At 72.2% G+C, this 16,802-nt stretch carries 18 protein-coding genes; 10 read left to right on the forward strand and 8 right to left on the reverse strand.

Features of this window, described 5'->3' with window-relative positions; genetic code table 11:
• Window positions 1-284: 284 nt before the first annotated feature.
• The gene (locus ACH41F_RS30685) at window positions 285-1,565 is read left to right on the forward strand and encodes a YhgE/Pip domain-containing protein (RefSeq protein WP_398838379.1); all 1,281 of its coding nucleotides are present in this window, start codon (window positions 285-287) and stop codon (window positions 1,563-1,565) included.
• 27 nt (window positions 1,566-1,592) lie between these two features.
• Here the strand turns inward: ACH41F_RS30685 and ACH41F_RS30690 are convergent, their stop codons facing one another.
• Entirely contained in the window at window positions 1,593-2,561 is a 969-nt protein-coding gene (locus ACH41F_RS30690; RefSeq protein WP_391236647.1) for an alpha/beta hydrolase fold domain-containing protein, read from the reverse strand.
• A 201-nt stretch (window positions 2,562-2,762) separates the two neighbouring features.
• Between ACH41F_RS30690 and ACH41F_RS30695 the strand changes: the two genes are divergently transcribed.
• On the forward strand, window positions 2,763-3,215 hold the full coding sequence (locus tag ACH41F_RS30695) for a MarR family transcriptional regulator (RefSeq protein ID WP_391236650.1): 453 nt from the start codon (window positions 2,763-2,765) through the stop codon (window positions 3,213-3,215).
• Between the two features lie 27 nt (window positions 3,216-3,242).
• Here the strand turns inward: ACH41F_RS30695 and ACH41F_RS30700 are convergent, their stop codons facing one another.
• Window positions 3,243-3,698: an SRPBCC domain-containing protein gene (locus ACH41F_RS30700; protein WP_391236653.1), complete on the reverse strand. Its 456-nt coding sequence runs from the start codon at window positions 3,696-3,698 to the stop codon at window positions 3,243-3,245.
• Between the two features lie 61 nt (window positions 3,699-3,759).
• Here ACH41F_RS30700 and ACH41F_RS30705 point away from each other — a divergent pair, with 61 nt between their 5' ends.
• Together ACH41F_RS30705 and ACH41F_RS30710 are read left to right on the forward strand one after the other, a co-directional pair.
• Window positions 3,760-4,119, forward strand: coding sequence for a DUF779 domain-containing protein (locus tag ACH41F_RS30705; protein WP_398838381.1), 360 nt, complete (start codon window positions 3,760-3,762; stop codon window positions 4,117-4,119).
• Between the two features lie 65 nt (window positions 4,120-4,184).
• The gene (locus ACH41F_RS30710) at window positions 4,185-5,423 is read left to right on the forward strand and encodes a phosphodiester glycosidase family protein (protein WP_391236659.1); all 1,239 of its coding nucleotides are present in this window, start codon (window positions 4,185-4,187) and stop codon (window positions 5,421-5,423) included.
• A 3-nt stretch (window positions 5,424-5,426) separates the two neighbouring features.
• Here ACH41F_RS30710 and ACH41F_RS30715 read toward each other — a convergent pair whose 3' ends face one another.
• From ACH41F_RS30715 to ACH41F_RS30740, 6 genes are all read right to left on the reverse strand, one after another.
• Window positions 5,427-5,621 carry a hypothetical protein gene (locus tag ACH41F_RS30715; protein ID WP_391236662.1) on the reverse strand — a complete coding sequence of 65 codons (195 nt, stop codon included), beginning with the start codon at window positions 5,619-5,621 and terminating at the stop codon, window positions 5,427-5,429.
• Window positions 5,622-5,732: 111 nt separating this feature from the next.
• Complete coding sequence (locus tag ACH41F_RS30720) at window positions 5,733-6,596, reverse strand: phosphatidylinositol-specific phospholipase C/glycerophosphodiester phosphodiesterase family protein (RefSeq protein WP_391236665.1); 864 nt, start codon at window positions 6,594-6,596, stop codon at window positions 5,733-5,735.
• 172 nt (window positions 6,597-6,768) lie between these two features.
• Window positions 6,769-7,842 carry an acyl-CoA dehydrogenase family protein gene (locus ACH41F_RS30725; RefSeq protein ID WP_391236667.1) on the reverse strand — a complete coding sequence of 358 codons (1,074 nt, stop codon included), beginning with the start codon at window positions 7,840-7,842 and terminating at the stop codon, window positions 6,769-6,771.
• Window positions 7,839-9,017, reverse strand: coding sequence for an acyl-CoA dehydrogenase family protein (locus tag ACH41F_RS30730; RefSeq protein ID WP_391236670.1), 1,179 nt, complete (start codon window positions 9,015-9,017; stop codon window positions 7,839-7,841). The genes ACH41F_RS30725 and ACH41F_RS30730 overlap by 4 nt, the downstream gene beginning before the upstream one ends.
• Entirely contained in the window at window positions 9,014-9,982 is a 969-nt protein-coding gene (locus ACH41F_RS30735) for a zinc-binding dehydrogenase (RefSeq protein WP_391236672.1), read from the reverse strand. The genes ACH41F_RS30730 and ACH41F_RS30735 overlap by 4 nt, the downstream gene beginning before the upstream one ends.
• Before the next feature lie 97 nt (window positions 9,983-10,079).
• A complete protein-coding gene (locus ACH41F_RS30740) occupies window positions 10,080-10,652 on the reverse strand; it encodes a cupin domain-containing protein (RefSeq protein ID WP_391236675.1) in 573 nt (190 codons plus the stop codon).
• A 64-nt stretch (window positions 10,653-10,716) separates the two neighbouring features.
• Between ACH41F_RS30740 and ACH41F_RS30745 the strand changes: the two genes are divergently transcribed.
• The 6 genes from ACH41F_RS30745 to ACH41F_RS30770 all read left to right on the forward strand — a co-directional run bounded on the left by ACH41F_RS30745 (window position 10,717) and on the right by ACH41F_RS30770 (window position 16,801).
• Window positions 10,717-11,637, forward strand: a complete 921-nt coding sequence (locus tag ACH41F_RS30745) for an NAD(P)/FAD-dependent oxidoreductase (protein ID WP_398838386.1) — start codon at window positions 10,717-10,719, stop codon at window positions 11,635-11,637.
• 126 nt (window positions 11,638-11,763) lie between these two features.
• The gene (locus ACH41F_RS30750; RefSeq protein ID WP_391236681.1) at window positions 11,764-13,305 is read left to right on the forward strand and encodes an ATP-dependent DNA ligase; all 1,542 of its coding nucleotides are present in this window, start codon (window positions 11,764-11,766) and stop codon (window positions 13,303-13,305) included.
• Window positions 13,306-13,366: 61 nt separating this feature from the next.
• Window positions 13,367-13,828, forward strand: a complete 462-nt coding sequence (locus ACH41F_RS30755) for an NUDIX domain-containing protein (RefSeq protein WP_391236684.1) — start codon at window positions 13,367-13,369, stop codon at window positions 13,826-13,828.
• A gap of 65 nt (window positions 13,829-13,893) precedes the next feature.
• The gene (locus tag ACH41F_RS30760; protein WP_391236687.1) at window positions 13,894-15,279 is read left to right on the forward strand and encodes an NADP-dependent succinic semialdehyde dehydrogenase; all 1,386 of its coding nucleotides are present in this window, start codon (window positions 13,894-13,896) and stop codon (window positions 15,277-15,279) included.
• Between the two features lie 25 nt (window positions 15,280-15,304).
• Entirely contained in the window at window positions 15,305-15,541 is a 237-nt protein-coding gene (locus tag ACH41F_RS30765; protein WP_046257283.1) for a DUF6213 family protein, read from the forward strand.
• Window positions 15,542-15,739: 198 nt separating this feature from the next.
• On the forward strand, window positions 15,740-16,801 hold the full coding sequence (locus ACH41F_RS30770; RefSeq protein ID WP_398838389.1) for a type III polyketide synthase: 1,062 nt from the start codon (window positions 15,740-15,742) through the stop codon (window positions 16,799-16,801).
• Window position 16,802 lies beyond the last annotated feature (1 nt).

A 16,802-nucleotide genomic window follows, 5' to 3' on the forward strand; every position in this document is an offset into this window, starting at 1 on the left:
GACGCCGGTCGGGCAGAAGCGGCAAGGGGGGAACCACCCTTCGGGGAGACGCCGACGCGCCTGGCGTTCGGACCCCTCTGCGCGGCGGGAACCACCCTCCGGGGAGACGCCGACACGCCTGGCGTTCGGACCCCTCTGCGTGGAGGGAGCCACCCTTCGGGGAGACGCCGACGCGCCTGGCGTCCGGGCCGCTCTGCGTGCGGGACACGTCGTGATCGCTTACGACTGGAGGAGAACGCGCCGCCACGGGAAGGCACGCGTCACCGCCCACCCCACGGAGAGCCATGAACGACCGGAGGGCCATGAACGACCCCGCTCCCCAGGCCCGTGCCTCCGCCCTGGTGCGCCGCCCCCGGCTGTGGGTCGTGCCGGCAGCCCTGAGCGGGCTGCTCGCCCTGCTGCTGTCCCTGCTCTACATGGGCGGCATCGTCAACCCACAGGGCGACCTCAAGGACCTGCCGATCGCTCTGGTGAACTCCGACACCGGCGAGCCGCTGCCCGGGCAGCGGCAGAACCTGGGGACGCGAATCGCGGGCGCGATCATGTCGGACACCTCGGACGACAAGGCCGACTGGCGACCGCTCACCCGGGCGCGGGCCCAGGACGAGCTGGACGCGGGCAAGGTCTACGGCGCCCTCGTCATCCCCTCCGGCTTCACCGCCTCCGTCGGCGCGCTCACCACCGGCGCCGCCACCGAGCGGCCGACGCTCACGGTGCTGACCAACCCCGGCAAGGGCAGCCTCGGCTCCTCCCTCGCGAGCCAGATCTCCACGCGGGCGGCACAGCAGGCCTCGCAGAGCATCGGCAAGGAACTCACCCGGTCGGCCCCACGGGCGGGCGCCGCCCAGAAACTGCTGCTCGCGGACCCCGTGACCGTCGCCACCGAGGTGGGCCACCCCGTCGGTGCCCACAGCGGCCTGGGCCTGACCGCCTTCTACTACACGCTGCTGCTGGTCCTGGCCGGCTTCATGGGCGGCAACATCATCAGCAACGGCGTCGACACCGCCCTCGGCTACGCCGACAACGAGATCGGGCCCTGGCACACCCGGTTGCCCACCGTGCCGATCACCCGCACCCAGACCCTGCTGCTGAAGATGGCGATGACGGCGGGCATCACGCTCCTCACTGTCTCCCTGGTGATGCTGGCCTGCGTCACCCTCCTCGGCATGGACGCGTCCCATCTGCCCCTGCTCTGGATCTACTCCTACTGCGCGTCCCTCGCGGTCGGGCTCGGCGTGCAGGCCATCAACGCCGCGTTCGGCGGCATCGGACAGCTCGTGTCGATGTTCGTGTTCATCGTCCTGGGGCTGCCGTCGTCCGGTGCCACCGTCCCGCTCCAGGCGGTCCCGGCCTTCTACCGATTCCTGTCCCACTTCGAGCCCATGCGTCAGCTCGGCGACGGCGTCCGCGCGATCCTCTATTTCGACGCCCGCGGCGACGCCGGCCTCACCCGTGCCTGGACCATGACCGCCCTCGGCGCGGTGCTCGGCGTCCTGCTCGGTTTCGCGATGACCCTGTACTACGACCGCAAGGGCCACAGGCGGCTGACGCCGCAGCCCGCCTGAGACGGGCCGCGGGCGTTCAGGACCGGGTCACACCGTGCCGAGCGCGGTGCGCAGGACCGCGACGGCCTGGTTGATGGCGGCCTCGGCGGCGTGGGTCTCGCGCAGGGCGTTGAGCATCACGAAGTCGTGGATGACGCCCTGGTAGCGCACGGCGGTGACGGGGACGCCGGCCTCGCGGAGCTTGTTGGCGTAGGCCTCGCCCTCGTCGCGCAGGACGTCGGCCTCGCCGGTGACGACCAGCGCCGGGGGCAGGCCGGTGAGCTGCTCGGTGGTGGCGCGCAGCGGGGAGGCGGTGATCTGGGCGCGCTCGGCCTCGTCGACGGTGTACTGGTCCCAGAACCACTGCATGGCGTCCCGGCGCAGGAAGTAGCCCTCGGCGAACTGGTGGTAGGAAGGCGTGTCGAAGCTCGCGTCGGTGACCGGGTAGAACAGCACCTGCTGGACCAGGGGGACGTCCCCGCGCTGCTTGGCCATGAGGGTCAGCGCGGCGGTCATGTTCCCGCCGACGGAGTCCCCGGCGACCGCGATGCGGGAGGCGTCCAGCCCCTTCGAGGCGCCTTCCGTCACGACCCACCGGGCGACGGCGTAGTTCTGCTCGATGGCGACCGGGTAGCGGGCCTCGGGCGAGAGGTCGTACTCGGGGAAGACGACCGCCGCCCGGGCGCCGACGGCGAGTTCGCGCACGAGCCGGTCGTGGGTGTGGGCGTTGCCGAAGACCCAGCCGGCGCCGTGGATGTAGAGGATGACCGGGAGGGTGCCGGTGGCGCCCGCGGGCTTGACCAGGCGGGCACGGACCTCGCCGGTCGGCCCACCCGTGACGGTGATCCACTCCTCGTCGATCGCGGGCTTGGCGATCTCCCCGGACTGCACCTCGTCGACCGCCTTGCGGCCCTCGACCGGGCCGAGGTCGAAGAGGTAGGGCGGGTTCGCGGTCGCCTCGACGAAGGCCTGGGCGGCGGGTTCGAGGACGGGGCGGGTGCCGGTCTGGTCGGACATGGCGATCTCCTCGGAGAAAGAGCGGGGCCGCGGGCAGGCTCCGTCGACGCTGATCGCCGGGAGCGGCGGCACAGACAAGACTGTAGCGCTCGATTTAGTCGTGCACAACCGAATCGGGCTCGATCGCATACTTCACGACTCCCTATGGCTCGATACAATCGACGGGAACCCTCAGGCTGGATCGCGAGCGAGGAGCCCACCATGAGCACCGCCGAACCGCAGCGCGAGGGTTCCCTGCTCCTCGACGACCAGCTGTGCTTCGCCCTGTACGCCGCCTCCCGCGCGGTGACCGCCCGCTACCGGCCCCTGCTGGAGGAGCTGCGGCTGACCTATCCGCAGTACCTGGTGATGCTGGTGCTGTGGGAGCAGGACTCGATCTCGGTACGCGACCTGGGGGCCGCGCTCCAGCTGGAGTCCAGCACCCTCTCCCCGCTGCTGAAGCGCCTGGAGGCGAACGGCCTGCTCCGGCGCGAACGCCGCCCGGAGGACGAGCGCTCGGTCTCCCTCACCCTCACCGACGAGGGTGCCCGGCTGCGCGAGCGCGCCCGGGCGGTGCCCCTCGCCATCGGTGACGCGATGGGCCTGACTCCCGAACAGGACGCCATGGCCAAGCAGTTGCTCCGGCTGCTGACCGCCAACGTCGGCGCGATGTGACCGGTGGTGTGCCCCGTGGGGTGAGCCTCAGCCCTCCACGAGCCGTGCCAGGTTGGCCAGCGCCATCCGCATGCCAGCCTCGTTCTGGTCGGCCGGCACCGCGTCGGGAACCCCCTCGTGCAGGAGGACGACCTCCGTGCCGTCCGCCGTCTCGGTGAGCGTGGTCGTCATCGTCATCGTGCCGTGCAGGGCCGGGTCGGCGGTCTCGAACTCCACCTCCTCGACCACCTGCTCGTCCGGCACCAGCTTCAGGAACCGGCCGTGGTAGGTGTCGGTGTGCGAGCCGGACTTGCCGGCGCCGGCCGGCAGGTCGTACGTGAGCGACACGCGGAACGCGCCGCCCTCGCGCGCGTCGAGGACGTGGACCTCGCCGCTCATCCCCTCGGGCACCCGCCACTTCGCGAGGGCCTCGGCGTCCAGCAGGGTGCGGTAGACGACCGCGCGGGGGGCGTTCACATGGCGGGAGACCCGGGTGGTGTACATGGCCCCACCCTGCGCCGGGCCGCAACCTTCTCGCAACGTGGGGTGTGGTGCGCTGGGGCGCATGGACGAGGAGATCCCGCGTGTCGAGCTCACCCCCGCGGCCGCCGGTCTGCTGCGCCGACTGCGTGAGGCGCACGGCCCGCTGATGTTCCACCAGTCCGGCGGCTGCTGCGACGGCAGTGCCCCGATGTGCTACCCGGCGGGCGAGTTCCGCACCGGCGGCTCGGACGTGCTGCTCGCGGAGCTGGAGGTCGAGGGCGTCGGGGAACCGGTGACGTTCTGGATGTCGCGCAGCCAGTACGAGCTGTGGGCCCACACCCGGCTGATCGTCGACGTCGTGGCCGGCCGGGGCAGCGGCTTCTCGCTCGAAGCACCCGAAGGAGTGCGTTTCCTGATCCGCTCCCGCCTGCTCGGCGCCTAGACGCCCCGGCGTCTGGTGCACTTCCCCTGAGTCCTGGGACAGTTGACGAGACCTCAGGGGGGACTGTGACGCTGCGTCAGAACAGGTTCAGAGCAGGCAGAGCGGTACTGACGTTCCTCACGGCCTGCGGTGCGCTGGCCGGTGCGACCCTGACGGGGGCGGCACCGGCCGGCGCCGAGCAGGCGACCGAGCGCATCGCGCCGGGAGTCACGTACCGGCAGTACGACATCGAGGCGGCCAAGGGCCCCACCCGTGTCCATGTGCTCGCCGTCGACCTGCGCGATCCGCGCGTACGGCTCGACCTGCTGCACCCGGGGGCGGTGGCCGCGCGGGCGACCGTCTCCAGGCTGGCGGACGGCCAGGGGGCGGTCGCGGGCGTCAACGGCGACTTCTTCAACATCTCCGAGACCCAGCACCCGGAGGTCGAGGCGACCGGCGCGGCGGTGGGCCCGGCGATCGCGAGCGGGCACACGCTCAAGGCGGCGGTCCCCGACGGCCAGCGCTTCGGCCCCGCCCTGCCACCCGGCACCTCCACCAGGGACGTGCTCGGCATGGGCTTCGACCGGCGGGCCCGCGTGGACAGCCTCACCCTGTCCGGGTCCGTGTGGACGGACTCGGCACGCCTGCCGCTGGGCGGGCTCAACCAGTACGCGCTTCCCGTGGGGTCCGTCGGCGCGTTCACCGACACGTGGGGCAGCGCCTCACGGGTCCGTGCCACCTGCGGTACGGACACCGACCGGGCCGCCCCGTGCAGCACGGACACCTACGAGGTGACGGTCCGCCACGGCCGGGTCACGGCCGTCGCCGACACCCCGGGCGGCGGCCCGGTCGAGGCGGGCTCCACCGTGCTCGTCGGCCGGGAGGAAGGGGCCCGGCAGTTGCGCAAGCTCTCCGTCGGCGAACGGGTGCGGATCCAGCACCGGTTGCTCGCCTCCGAGGCCCGGCACCCCTACCGCTTCGCCATCGGCGGCTACCCGGTCCTCGACGACGGACAGCCGCTGCCCGGCCTCGACGGCAGGACCTCGGCCGTGCGCACCGCGGCCGGGGTCGCGGACGGCGGTCGGCGGGTGCTGCTGCTCGCGGTGGACGGTGCGGCCGCCTACCGCACAGGGCTGACCCTCACCGAAGTCGCGGACACCTTGCGAGAGTTGGGCGCGGTGGACGGCTTCAGCCTGGACGGCGGCGGGTCGACGACCCTGGTCGCCCGCGACCCCGGCGAGACGGCCGTGTCCGTGCGCAACCACCCGTCGGGCGGCGCCGAACGGCCCGTACCGAACGGCATCGGGGTCTTCTCGACCGGGTGAGGGTCAGGGCCTGAGGCTGCTGACGATGTCCGCGGTCGCCGTGAGACCGCTGCTGATGGTCGGGGCGATGCTGGTACTGGCCAGGTAGAAGCCGAGCAGGACACAGACCAGGGCATGCGAGACCTTCAACCCGCCGCTGCGCAGGAAGATCACCGCCAGGATCAGCAGCAACAACACCACAGAGATGGAAATCGCCATCGTCGGCCTCCTCCGCCACGCCGTCACGTCCGGTTCACGGCATTCGGCCGTAAGTGTGGCGTAGCGGAGGGTTCGTCCGGGCGGCTGACCTGTCCGCCGAACGTGTGGTGTCTACGCCGACCGGTGGGCGTCCAGGAAGGCTTCGAGGCCCGCGAGGTCGTCGGTGTTGAGGTAGTCGACGTCGGCGGCGAGCAACTCGCCCCACAGCGCGTCCCGGGCGGGCCCGGCCACGTCCGGCGTCGCCCAGAACCGCACCTTCTGCCCCCGCGCGTGGGCGGCCTGGACGATCCCGCGCAGCTTCTGCCGCTCGGCGTCGGGGAAGGCTCCGACGCCCTGCCAGGTGAAGTTGAGCGTCCAGTTGTCGCTGATCAGCGAGATGAGGGAGGCGGGCGCCGGGCTGCCGAGGTCGGCCAGCCGGCCGTCGTAGAAGGCGCGCCGTACGCTCTGCGCCTCCATGGGCGCGCGGGCGGCGCGGTCGCCGGAGACGACGGCGGTGACCGGGCCCGGGAACACCCGGCCGTGGGCGTACGTGGTGAACAGGTGCTTGTAACGCCTGAGATGGCGGTCGAGTTCGAGGTACGTCGAGGAGCCCTCGGTCTTGATGTCGATGAGCAGCTGCAACGGCCTGCGGTACCCCCGGTACACCGACCCGTGGTTGGCCCTCACCCGGGCGGCGAGGGGGCCGAGGTAGAGGGACTCCAGGGTGCGGGCCGGGTCGAGGTCGTCCACGGTGTGTCCGACGAGGAGCTGGTCACCGACGAGGAAGATGTCGGCCTCGACGCTGCCGAAGCGGTGGTCGAGGGCGTCGAGGAGGGGGCGGGGGTGCTCGTAGTCGTTGTGGGCGTGGGCGCGCCACAACGGCCGCGGCCGGTGCGTGCGTTCACCCGCGAACGCGTCGGTGGCGGGCAGGGCGACGGCGCCCGCGAGGGCGGCGCCGAGGGTGGTGAGGGCTCTGCGACGGGTGGTGACGGCCATGCCTGCCTCCCTGGGAGGGTGGTACGGGACACCGGTGAGTATGGGGTCGCACCGCCCTCAAAGGGCATGGTCGCGCGGCGAGTTGGCCGGACTGCCGCCGTCTGTTCACCGCGCCCGCGCCCGGCGCACGAAAAAGCCCGCCCCAGGTGGGGCGGGCTTTCCCGGGTGAACGTCAGGGGACGTGCAGGTCCACCAGTCCGGCCAGTGCCGCGCGGTGGACGCCGGCGGTGCCGTAGGCGATCGAGTCCGCCTTGGCCCGCTTGAGGTACAGATGGATCGGGTGCTCCCAGGTCATGCCGATGCCGGCGTGCAGTTGGAGCGCCTCCTCGGCGGCGTGCACGGCGACGGACGCCGCGTAGGCCTGGGCGACGGCGACCGCCACGTCGGTGTCCGCGTCGGTGGCCAGCGCGTCGGCCGCGTTGCGCGCCGCGGCCCGCAGGTGGACGACCTCCAGCCACAGCTGGGCGAGCCGGTGCTTGAGCGCCTGGAACCCGCCGACGGGCCGGTTGAACTGCTTGCGCTCCTTGAGGTACCGCACGGTCTCGGTCAACGTCCAGTCCGCGAGCCCGAGTTGCTCGGAGGCGAGCAGTCCGGCACCGGACCTCAGCGCCCGTCGTACAGCGGGTTCGGCGTCGCCCAGGAGACGGCCCGGGGCGCCGTCCAGGGTGACCGTGGCGAGCGGCCGGGTCAGGTCGAGGGACACCTGCGGCGTGACGACCGCGCTCGAGGCGTCCACCGCGTACAGCCCGCCGTCGTCCGCCGGGACCAGCAGCACGTCGGCGACCGCCGCGTCCGCGATCCCGGTCAGCTCCCCGTGCAGGGTGCCGTCCTCATGGCGTACGACCTTGTAGGCGCCGCCCGCGGCGACGTTCAGCGCGACCGCGAGGGCACCGATCCGCCGCCCCGACGCCAGCTCGGCGAGCAGGTCCTCGGCGCCGCAGGCCAGCAGCGCCTCGGTGGCGACGACGGCACTGGTGAGGTAGGGCACCGGGGCGACCGCGCGCCCCAACTCCTCCAGGACGACGGCGGCTTCGCGGTGCGTGGCGCCCTGGCCGCCCTGTGCCTCGGGGACCAGCAGACCGGCGAGGCCCATGCTGTCGGCGAGGGCCTTCCAGGCCGCGAGGTCGTGCGGGGCGTCGGACTCGGTGCGGGTGATGACGCCGGGGGCGTCGCAGTGGTCGGCGAGCAGGTCCCGGACGGCGGACCGCAGGGCCTCTTCCTCCTCCGAGTACAGCAGGTCGGTCATCGAGCGAGGTCCTTCCAGGCGACGTCCTTGTCGGTGCGCGGTTCCGAGGGCAGGCCCAGGACGCGCTCGGCGACGATGTTCAGCAGGACCTCGCTGGTCCCGCCCTCGATGCTGTTGCCCTTGGAGCGCAGGTAGCGGTAGCCGGCGTCGCGGCCGACGAAGTCCACCATCTCGGGGCGCCGCATGGTCCAGTCGTCGTACAACAGGCCCTCCTCGCCCCGGAGTTCGACCTCCAGGCCGCTGATCTCCTGGTTGAGGCGGGCGAAGGCGAGCTTCATGCCGGCGCCCTCGGGGCCGGGCTGGCCGGCGACGAGCTGCTGGCGCAGGCGTTCGCCGGTCAGGCGCGCGACCTCGGCCTCGACCCACAGCTTCAGCAGCCGCTGGTGCAGATCGTGGGTGCGCAGCTCCGGGCGCTCGCGCCAGGTCCTGGCGACCGGGCCGATCATGCCGCCCTCGCGGGGCAGCCGCATGCCGCCGATGGCGACGCGCTCGTTGTTGAGCGTGGTCTGCGCGACCCGCCAGCCGTCGCCGATCTCGCCGAGGCGGCGGGAGTCGGGGATGCGGACGTCGGTGAGGAAGACCTCGTTGAACTCGGCCTCACCGGTGATCTGGCGCAGCGGCCGGACCTCGACGCCGGGGTCGGTCATGTCGCACAGGAAGTAGGTGATGCCCGCGTGCTTGGGCACGTCGGGATCGGTGCGGGCGATGAGGATGGCCCAGCGGGCGTTGTGCGCGCTGGAGGTCCACACCTTCTGCCCGTTGACGACCCAGCCGTCGCCCTCCCGTACGGCGCGGGTGCCGAGGGCGGCCAGGTCGGAGCCGGCGCCGGGCTCGCTGAAGAGCTGGCACCAGACCTCCTCGCCGGTCCACAGGGGCCGCAGCAGCCGCTTCTGCTCCTCGGTGCCGTACTTGAGGATGGTCGGCGCGGCCATGCCGAGGCCGATGCCGTTGCGTTTCGGGTCGTTGTCGGGGGCGCCCGCGGCCTCCAGCTCGGCGTCCACGACGGCCTGGAGCGAGCGCGCGGCACCGAGTCCGCCGAGGCCCTCGGGGTAGTGCACCCACGCGAGGCCGGCGTCGAAGCGGGCCCGCAGGAAGTCCAGGCGGTCCGTGGTGGCGGGCGGGTGTGCGGCCAGCAACTCGGCGGTGCGGCGCTTGAGTTCGGCGGCGTCGATCATGCCTGTGCTCCTGTCGGTACGACGGCGACCCGGCCGGTGGTGACCCCGTCGCCGACCCGCTGGACCGCGTCGGCCGCCCCGCTCAGCGGCACCCGCTCGCTCACCAGCGGCTTGATGGCGCCGCGGGCGGCCAGTTCGGTGAGCTGCTCGTGGCAGTGCTGGACCAGCTTGGGGTTCTTGGTGTTGTACAGGCCCCAGTGCAGGCCGAGGATCGCGTAGTTCTTCACCAGCGCGTGGTTGAGGCCGGGGCTGGGGATGGTGCCACTGGCGAAGCCGACGACCACGATCCGGCCCTCGAAGGCGACGACCTTCGTGGACTGCGTGTAGGCGTCGCCGCCGACCGGGTCGTAGATCACGTCGGCACCCCGGCCGCCGGTGGCCTCCTTCACGGCCGCGACGACGTCCTGGCTCCGCCGGTCGATCACGACGTCGCAGCCCAGCTCCCGTGCGACAGCCGCCTTGTCGGCACCGCCGACGACACCGATCACGGTGGCTCCGGCCGCCTTCCCGAGCTGGACGGCCGCGCTGCCGACCCCTCCCGCGGCGGCGTGGACGAGCAGCGTCTCACCGGCCTCCAGGCGGGCCCGCCGGTGCAGGGCGAACCAGCCCGTCTGGTACCCGATGTGCAGGGCGGCCGCCTCGGCGTCGTCCAGCGACTCGGGCGCGGGCAGCACGGCGGCGGCGTCGGCGACGGTGTACTCGGCGAAACCGCCGTACGGCAGCGCGGGGTTGGCGATCACCCGGCGGCCGTCCTCGGTCTCGCCGCAGATCTCCACGCCCGGGGTGAACGGCAGCGGCGGCCGCACCTGGTAGTGGCCGCGGCACATCAGCACGTCCGGGAAGTTGATGTTCGCGGCACGCACCTTCAGCAGGACCTGGCCGTCGCCCGGCGTGGGCGCCGCCACCTCCTCCAGGCGCATCACCTCGCTCGGCTCGCCGTTCTCGTGCACTTGCCATGCCTGCATGCGGTGCCTCCACGGGACTGCGTCGTCGTACCGGAGTCGTGACCGGGGTCACCGCATACTAAGCGGTCGCTTGCCGTTCAGGGAACCGTCACGTGGGTCACGCCCGCCGGGGCTTGGCCCGTACGTGGATCCGCTCCCCCTGCGGCCCGAACAGGCTGAGGAACTCCGCGGGCCCCTCCCCCGTCGACCCGAACCAGTGCGGCACCCGGGTGTCGAACTCGGCCGCCTCCCCGGCCGCCATCACCACGTCGTGGTCGCCCAGCACCACCCGCAGCCGCCCGGACAGCACGTACAGCCACTCGTACCCCTCGTGGGTCCGCGGTTCCGGCTCCTCCTGGCGCTGCGGCACCAGCACCTTGAAGGCCTGGAGGCCGCCGGGCTGCCGGGTCAGCGGCCAGTAGGTGCGCCCGTGCCGCTCCAGGGGCCTGGCCCGCACCCGCGGGTCCCCCACCTGCGGGGTGCCGACCAGTTCGTCCAGCGGCACCTGGTGGGCCTGCGCGATCGGCAGCAGCAGCTCCAGGCTGGGCCTGCGCAGCCCGGACTCCAGCCGGGACAGGGTGCTCACGGAGATGCCGGTGGTCTCGGACAGCGCCGCGAGCGTCACCTCCCGGTCCTTGCGCAGCCGCCGCAGCCGCGGGCCGACCTCGGCCAGAACGTCATCGGTAGTCATGTCTGATATTGCAGAATCGGCAAAGAAGTTTGTCAATCCCGCACCCTCGGACGACCGTGTCGGTATGACCGATACCTACGAAGTGATCGTGATCGGCGGCGGTGCCGCGGGGCTCTCGGCGGCTCTCGTCCTGGGCCGGTCCCGGCGCCGCACCCTGGTCGTCGACGCGGGCGAGCCGCGCAACGCGCCCGCCGCCCACATGCAGGGCTATCTCACGCGGGACGGCATGCCGCCCGCCGAGTTCCTGGCGCTCGGCCGGGAGGAGATCGCGCGGTACGGCGTCGAGCTGGTGCGGGACCGTGCCGTCGACGTCACCGGGGACCTCACGGTGACCCTGGCGAGCGGCCGCACCGTCCGGGCCCGCCGACTGGTGATCGCGACCGGACTCAAGGACGAGCTCCCGACCGTGCCGGGCGTCGCGGAACGCTTCGGCCGGGACGTGCTGCACTGCCCGTACTGCCACGGCTGGGAGGTCCGCGACCAGGCCTTCGGCGTGCTCGCGACCACCCCGCTGAGCGTGCACCAGGCGCTGATGGTGTCGCAGTGGTCGAAGGACGTGACGCTCTTCCTGCACACGGTCGACGAGACCGAGCTGTCCGACGACGACGACCGGCGAGGGCTCGCCGCGGCCGGGGTCCGGGTGGTGCAGGGCGAGGTGGAGGGGCTGCGGATCGAGGACGACCGGCTCACCGGTGTCCGGCTCGCGGACGGGACCTCGTACGACCGCGAGGTGCTGTTCGTCGCGCCCCGCGCCGTCCCGCAGAACGGCCTGCTGCAACAACTCGGCGCCGAGATGCGCGAGACCCCGTTCGGCGCGTACCCGGTGCTCGACGAGACCGGGCGGACGACCGTGCCAGGTGTCTGGGCGGCGGGCAACGCGGCCGGTTTCGCCGAGCAGGTGATCAACGCGGCGGCAGCCGGCTACCGGGCCGGGGCGACGATCAACGGCGATCTGCTGATGACCGACCTCGCGGCAACCCCCTGAAGGGGGTCGGGGCTGTGTCGATCAGCTGCTCCGCCGCGGGGCGCGACCAGCCACAACGCGCTCGCGGACAGAACGCACCCTGTCCCCCGCCGTGAAATCCAGCGAAGCGTCCCGCACCCTGGAGGCATGCTTCTTGCCCGGCTGGCCCAGGTGTCCCAGGAGGTCGCGGCGACCTCCGCACGCTCCAAGAAGACCGCGCTCCTCGCCGAACTGTTCCGGGAGGCCGAGCCGGACGACGTGCCGGTCGTCATCCCGTACCTGGCGGGACGGTTGCCGCAGGGGCGGCTCGGCGTCGGCTGGAAGGTGCTCAGCCGCCCGGTCGCCCCGGCCACCGAACCGAGCCTGACCGTCCGCGCCGTGGACGCCCTCCTCACCGACCTGGGGAAGGTCTCGGGCACCGGTTCGCAAGCCGAACGGGTGCGGCTGGTCGGGGAGTTGATGGGCGCCGCCACCGAGGACGAGCAGCGGTTCCTGCTCGGGCTGCTCAGCGGGGAGGTGCGGCAGGGCGCGCTGGACGCGGTCGCCGTCGAAGGGCTCGCGCAGGCGACCGGGGCGCCCTCGGCCGACGTACGCCGCGCGGTGATGCTCGCCGGCTCCCTCCAGACCGTCGCCGAGGCCCTGCTCGCGGACGGCCCCGAGGCGCTCGGCCGGTTCCGTCTCACGGTGGGCCGCCCGGTCCTGCCGATGCTCGCGCACAGCGCCTCCTCGGTCGCCGAGGCGGTCGAGAAGCTCGGCTCCTGCGTGGTCGAGGAGAAACTGGACGGCATCCGGGTCCAGGTGCACCGCGACGGCGACGACGTACGGATCTACACCCGCACCCTCGACGAGATCACCGACCGCCTTCCCGAACTGACCGCGGCCGCCAGGGACTTGAACGGCGAGCGGTTCATCCTGGACGGCGAGGTCCTCTCCTTCGACGCCGACGGGCGGCCCCGCTCGTTCCAGGAGACGGCGGGGCGCGTCGGCTCCCGCGTGGACGTCACCACGGCCGCCGCCGAGGTCCCCGTCTCCCCCGTCTTCTTCGACGCCCTCTCCGTCGACGGCCACGACCTGCTCGACCTGCCCTTCGCCGAACGGCACGCGCGGCTGGCCCTCCTGGTGCCCGAGCCGATGCGGGTGCGCCGGACCCCGGTCGCCGGCCCCGAGGACACCGGCACCGCGGAGGCCTTCCTCGCCGAGACGCTGGCACGCGGCCACGAGGGCGTGGTGGTGAAATCCCTCGACGCCCCCTACAGCGCGGGCCGCCGTGGCGCGTCCTGGCTGAAGGTGAAGCCCGTCCACACCCTCGACCTGGTCGTCCTGGCCGCCGAATGGGGCCACGGCCGCCGCACCGGCAAGCTCTCCAACCTCCACCTCGGCGCCCGCACCGGCGACGGCGGCTTCGCCATGCTCGGCAAGACCTTCAAGGGCATGACCGACGCGATGCTGACCTGGCAGACCGAGCGCCTCCAGCAGCTGGCCACCGGCGCCGAGGGACACGTGGTGACCGTACGCCCCGAGCTCGTCGTCGAGATCGCCTACGACGGGCTCCAGCGGTCCACCCGCTACCCGGCCGGCGTCACCCTCCGCTTCGCCCGCGTGGTGCGCTACCGCGAGGACAAGCGTCCGGAGGAGGCCGACACGGTGGAGACCCTGCTGGCCGCGCACCCCGAGGTGAAGAAGCCGTGAGACATCGCAAGCCCACCGTCGGACGCCCCGCGGTGCCCCCTCGGCCTCCCGAGGTGACGCCGTGAGGACCAGCGCCGGCCTGCTGTTGTTCCGGCACACCGACGACGGCCTCGAGGTGTTGCTCGGCCATATGGGCGGCCCGTTCTTCGCACGCCGCGACGCCGGCGCCTGGACCGTCCCGAAAGGGGAGTACGTCCCCGAGGAGGAGTCGGCCTGGGACGCCGCCCGCCGGGAGTTCCAGGAGGAGCTGGGGCTGGCGCCGCCCGACGGGAGGGCCGTACCGCTCGGCGAGGTGCGGCAGGCAGGCGGCAAGGTCGTCACCGCGTGGGCGGTGCGGGGCGACCTCGATCCGGCGACCGTGGTGCCGGGCACCTTCCGCATGGAGTGGCCGCCGAGGTCGGGCGAGGAGCGGGAGTTCCCCGAGCTGGACCGCGTGCGCTGGTTCCCCCTGGAGCGCGCCCGCGAGGTGATCGTCACGGCGCAGGCCACGTTTCTCGACCGCCTGGCGGAGCACTCGCCCTGAGACGTTGCGGCGGCGGCCGCGGCGCGCGAAGGTCGAAGCACAGTCCGGTTCTTTGGAGGTCGGTCATGCCCATCGCGACGGTGAACCCGGCGAACGGCGAGACGCTCAAGACGTACGAGGCCATGGGGCCCGAGGAGATCGAGCGCAGGCTCCAGCTCGCGGAGGCGACGTTCCGCACGTACCGGACGACGTCGTTCGACGAACGCGCCCGGTTGCTGACCCGGGCCGCGGGTGTCCTCGACGAGGTCCAGTCCGACGTCGCCCGCGTCATGAGCACCGAGATGGGCAAGCCCGTCAAGCAGGCCCGCGCCGAGGTCGCCAAGTGCGCCAAGGCGATGCGCTGGTACGCCGAGCACGCCGAGTCGCTGCTGGCCGACGAGGAGCCCTCGGCGTCCGACGTGGAGGACTCCGGCGGCACCCGGGCCAGCGTGCGGTACCGCCCGCTGGGCCCCGTGCTCGCCGTGATGCCGTGGAACTTCCCGCTCTGGCAGGTGATCCGGTTCGCCGCGCCCGCGCTGATGGCCGGCAACGTCGGCCTGCTCAAGCACGCCTCCAACGTGCCCCAGACCGCCCTCTTCCTGGAGGACCTCTTCCACCAGGCCGGCTACTCGGAGGGCACCTTCCAGACCCTGCTCGTCGGCTCCGCCGAGGTCGAGGAGATCCTGCGCGACGAACGCGTCAAGGCGGCCACGCTCACCGGCAGCGAGCCCGCCGGGCGCGCGGTCGCGTCGGTGGCCGGGGACATGGTGAAGAAGACGGTCCTGGAGCTGGGCGGCAGCGACCCGTACGTGGTCATGCCGTCCGCCGACATCGACCGGGCCGCGCAGGTCGCGGTGACCGCGCGGGTCCAGAACAACGGGCAGTCGTGCATCGCCGCCAAGCGGTTCATCGTGCACACCGACGTCTACGACGCCTTCGCGGAGCGGTTCGTCGCGGGCATGAAGGCGCTCAAAGTCGGTGACCCGCTGGAGGAGGAGACCGACGTCGGCCCGCTCGCCAGCGAGCAGGGGCGGGCGGATCTGGAGGAGCTGGTCGACGACGCCAGGCGCAGTGGCGCGAGCGTGCTGTGCGGCGGTGAGCGGCCCGACGGGGACGGCTGGTACTACCCGCCGACCGTCCTCGCCGGCATCACCCGCGAGATGCGGATCCACCGCGAGGAGGCCTTCGGGCCGGTCGCCACGCTGTACCGCGCGAGTGACCTCGACGAGGCGCTGTTGATCGCCAACGACACGCCGTTCGGGCTGAGTTCGAACGTGTGGACCCGCGACGAGGCCGAGGTCGACCGCTTCGCACGGGACCTGGAGGCCGGTGGCGTGTTCTTCAACGGGATGACCGCCTCCCACCCGGCCTTCCCCTTCGGCGGCGTGAAGCGGTCCGGGTACGGCCGTGAGCTGTCCGGGCACGGAATCCGCGAGTTCTGCAACATCACGACGGTTTGGCACGGAGCGTGACGCTTGCGCGGCTAACATCCCGGGTGTGAACCGCGAAGTGACTTTGCCTCTGATCGTCGACGACCGGGGCACCTTGCAGGTGTCGGCGGCCGATGTGAGCAAGCTGCTCCGCACGGTTGGCGGACGATGGCTGCACCTGGTCGAGGCCGGCGAGGAGGGGCTGGACGAGGACACGGTCGCCGCGCTGACGATCGAGCTCGCGAAGCTGGCGGATCGTATTGACGTGGCGTGCATCGCGCACAGCAGCGGGACCGCGCCGTAGGGATTGCCGGGTCGTCGATGCCGGCCGCGGGGTTCGTCGTGGCTGGTCGCGCAATTCCCCGCGCCCCTGAGGGCGTCCGCGCGGCGCCCGTCGTGAAGCACCCCTTGTCCCTGAGACGGAGTAGCCCCGCGTGAAGTCGTCGGCCTCTCAGGGGATCGTGGACTGGACCACTTCCTGAGGTGAAGGCAGGCACGGTTCATGGCGACGTTGTGCAGACCCTCGGTGTCCGTTCCGGAGTACGTGATCACGATGGAGGAGACGCTGGAGCTGGCCCGCTCCCGGCACGCCGACCATCCCCAACTGCCCCTGGCGCTCCGGCTGATCGAGAACACCGGGGTCCGCACACGGCACATCGTCCAGCCCATCGAGGAGACCCTGAAGCACCCGGGCTTCGAGGAGCGCAACAGGGTCTACGTGGCCGAGGCCAAGGCACGGGTGCCGGCCGTGGTGCAGCGGGCTCTGGACGACGCCGAGCTCCTGACCGGTGACATCGATGTCATCATCTATGTCTCCTGCACGGGCTTCATGATGCCCTCGCTCACCGCCTGGCTGATCAACGAGCTGGACTTCGAGAGCACCACCCGGCAGATACCCATAGCCCAGTTGGGCTGCGCGGCCGGCGGTGCCGCCATCAACCGGGCGCACGACTTCTGCATCGCCTATCCCGAGGCCAACGCCCTCATCGTGGCCTGCGAGTTCTGCTCGCTGTGCTACCAGCCCACCGACCTCGGCATCGGCAACCTGCTCTCCAACGGGCTCTTCGGCGACGGCATCGCCGCCGCCGTGGTGCGCGGGCGGGGCGGGGAGGGCATCGTCCTGGAGCGCAACGGGTCGTACCTGATCCCCAAGACCGAGGAGTGGATCATGTACGACGTCCGGGCCACCGGATTCCACTTCCAGCTCGACAAGCGGGTGCCGGCCACCATGGAGCCGCTCGCCCCGGCCCTCCAGGACCTCGCGGGGCTGCACGGCTGGGACGCCGCCGACCTGGACTTCTACATCGTCCACGCGGGCGGTCCACGCATCCTCGACGACCTCAGCAAGTACCTCCAGGTGGACCCGCACGCCTTCCGGTTCAGCCGGGCCACGCTCACCGAGTACGGGAACATCGCCAGCGCCGTCGTTCTGGACGCGCTGCGCCGGCTGTTCGACGAGGGCGGGGCGCACGACCGGGCGCGCGGACTGCTCGCCGGGTTCGGACCTGGCATCACCGCGGAAATGGCCCTGGGCCGCTGGCAGCGCAACGCAGGGACGGCATGAG

This window comes from Streptomyces sp. NPDC020489 (assembly GCF_044386545.1).
Taxonomy (GTDB): Bacteria; Actinomycetota; Actinomycetes; order Streptomycetales; family Streptomycetaceae; genus Streptomyces.

Excerpts from the sequence above, each read along its gene's own strand:
- ACH41F_RS30685 (WP_398838379.1), top strand. The coding sequence starts at position 285 with ATGAACGACCGGAGGGCCATGAACGACCCCGCTCCCCAGGCCCGTGCC.
- ACH41F_RS30690 (WP_391236647.1), bottom strand. The coding sequence starts at position 2,561 with ATGTCCGACCAGACCGGCACCCGCCCCGTCCTCGAACCCGCCGCCCAG.
- ACH41F_RS30695 (WP_391236650.1), top strand. The coding sequence starts at position 2,763 with ATGAGCACCGCCGAACCGCAGCGCGAGGGTTCCCTGCTCCTCGACGAC.
- ACH41F_RS30700 (WP_391236653.1), bottom strand. The coding sequence starts at position 3,698 with ATGTACACCACCCGGGTCTCCCGCCATGTGAACGCCCCCCGCGCGGTC.
- ACH41F_RS30705 (WP_398838381.1), top strand. The coding sequence starts at position 3,760 with ATGGACGAGGAGATCCCGCGTGTCGAGCTCACCCCCGCGGCCGCCGGT.
- ACH41F_RS30715 (WP_391236662.1), bottom strand. The coding sequence starts at position 5,621 with ATGGCGATTTCCATCTCTGTGGTGTTGTTGCTGCTGATCCTGGCGGTG.
- ACH41F_RS30720 (WP_391236665.1), bottom strand. The coding sequence starts at position 6,596 with ATGGCCGTCACCACCCGTCGCAGAGCCCTCACCACCCTCGGCGCCGCC.
- ACH41F_RS30725 (WP_391236667.1), bottom strand. The coding sequence starts at position 7,842 with ATGACCGACCTGCTGTACTCGGAGGAGGAAGAGGCCCTGCGGTCCGCC.
- ACH41F_RS30730 (WP_391236670.1), bottom strand. The coding sequence starts at position 9,017 with ATGATCGACGCCGCCGAACTCAAGCGCCGCACCGCCGAGTTGCTGGCC.
- ACH41F_RS30735 (WP_391236672.1), bottom strand. The coding sequence starts at position 9,982 with ATGCAGGCATGGCAAGTGCACGAGAACGGCGAGCCGAGCGAGGTGATG.
- ACH41F_RS30740 (WP_391236675.1), bottom strand. The coding sequence starts at position 10,652 with ATGACTACCGATGACGTTCTGGCCGAGGTCGGCCCGCGGCTGCGGCGG.
- ACH41F_RS30745 (WP_398838386.1), top strand. The coding sequence starts at position 10,717 with ATGACCGATACCTACGAAGTGATCGTGATCGGCGGCGGTGCCGCGGGG.
- ACH41F_RS30750 (WP_391236681.1), top strand. The coding sequence starts at position 11,764 with ATGCTTCTTGCCCGGCTGGCCCAGGTGTCCCAGGAGGTCGCGGCGACC.
- ACH41F_RS30760 (WP_391236687.1), top strand. The coding sequence starts at position 13,894 with ATGCCCATCGCGACGGTGAACCCGGCGAACGGCGAGACGCTCAAGACG.
- ACH41F_RS30770 (WP_398838389.1), top strand. The coding sequence starts at position 15,740 with ATGGCGACGTTGTGCAGACCCTCGGTGTCCGTTCCGGAGTACGTGATC.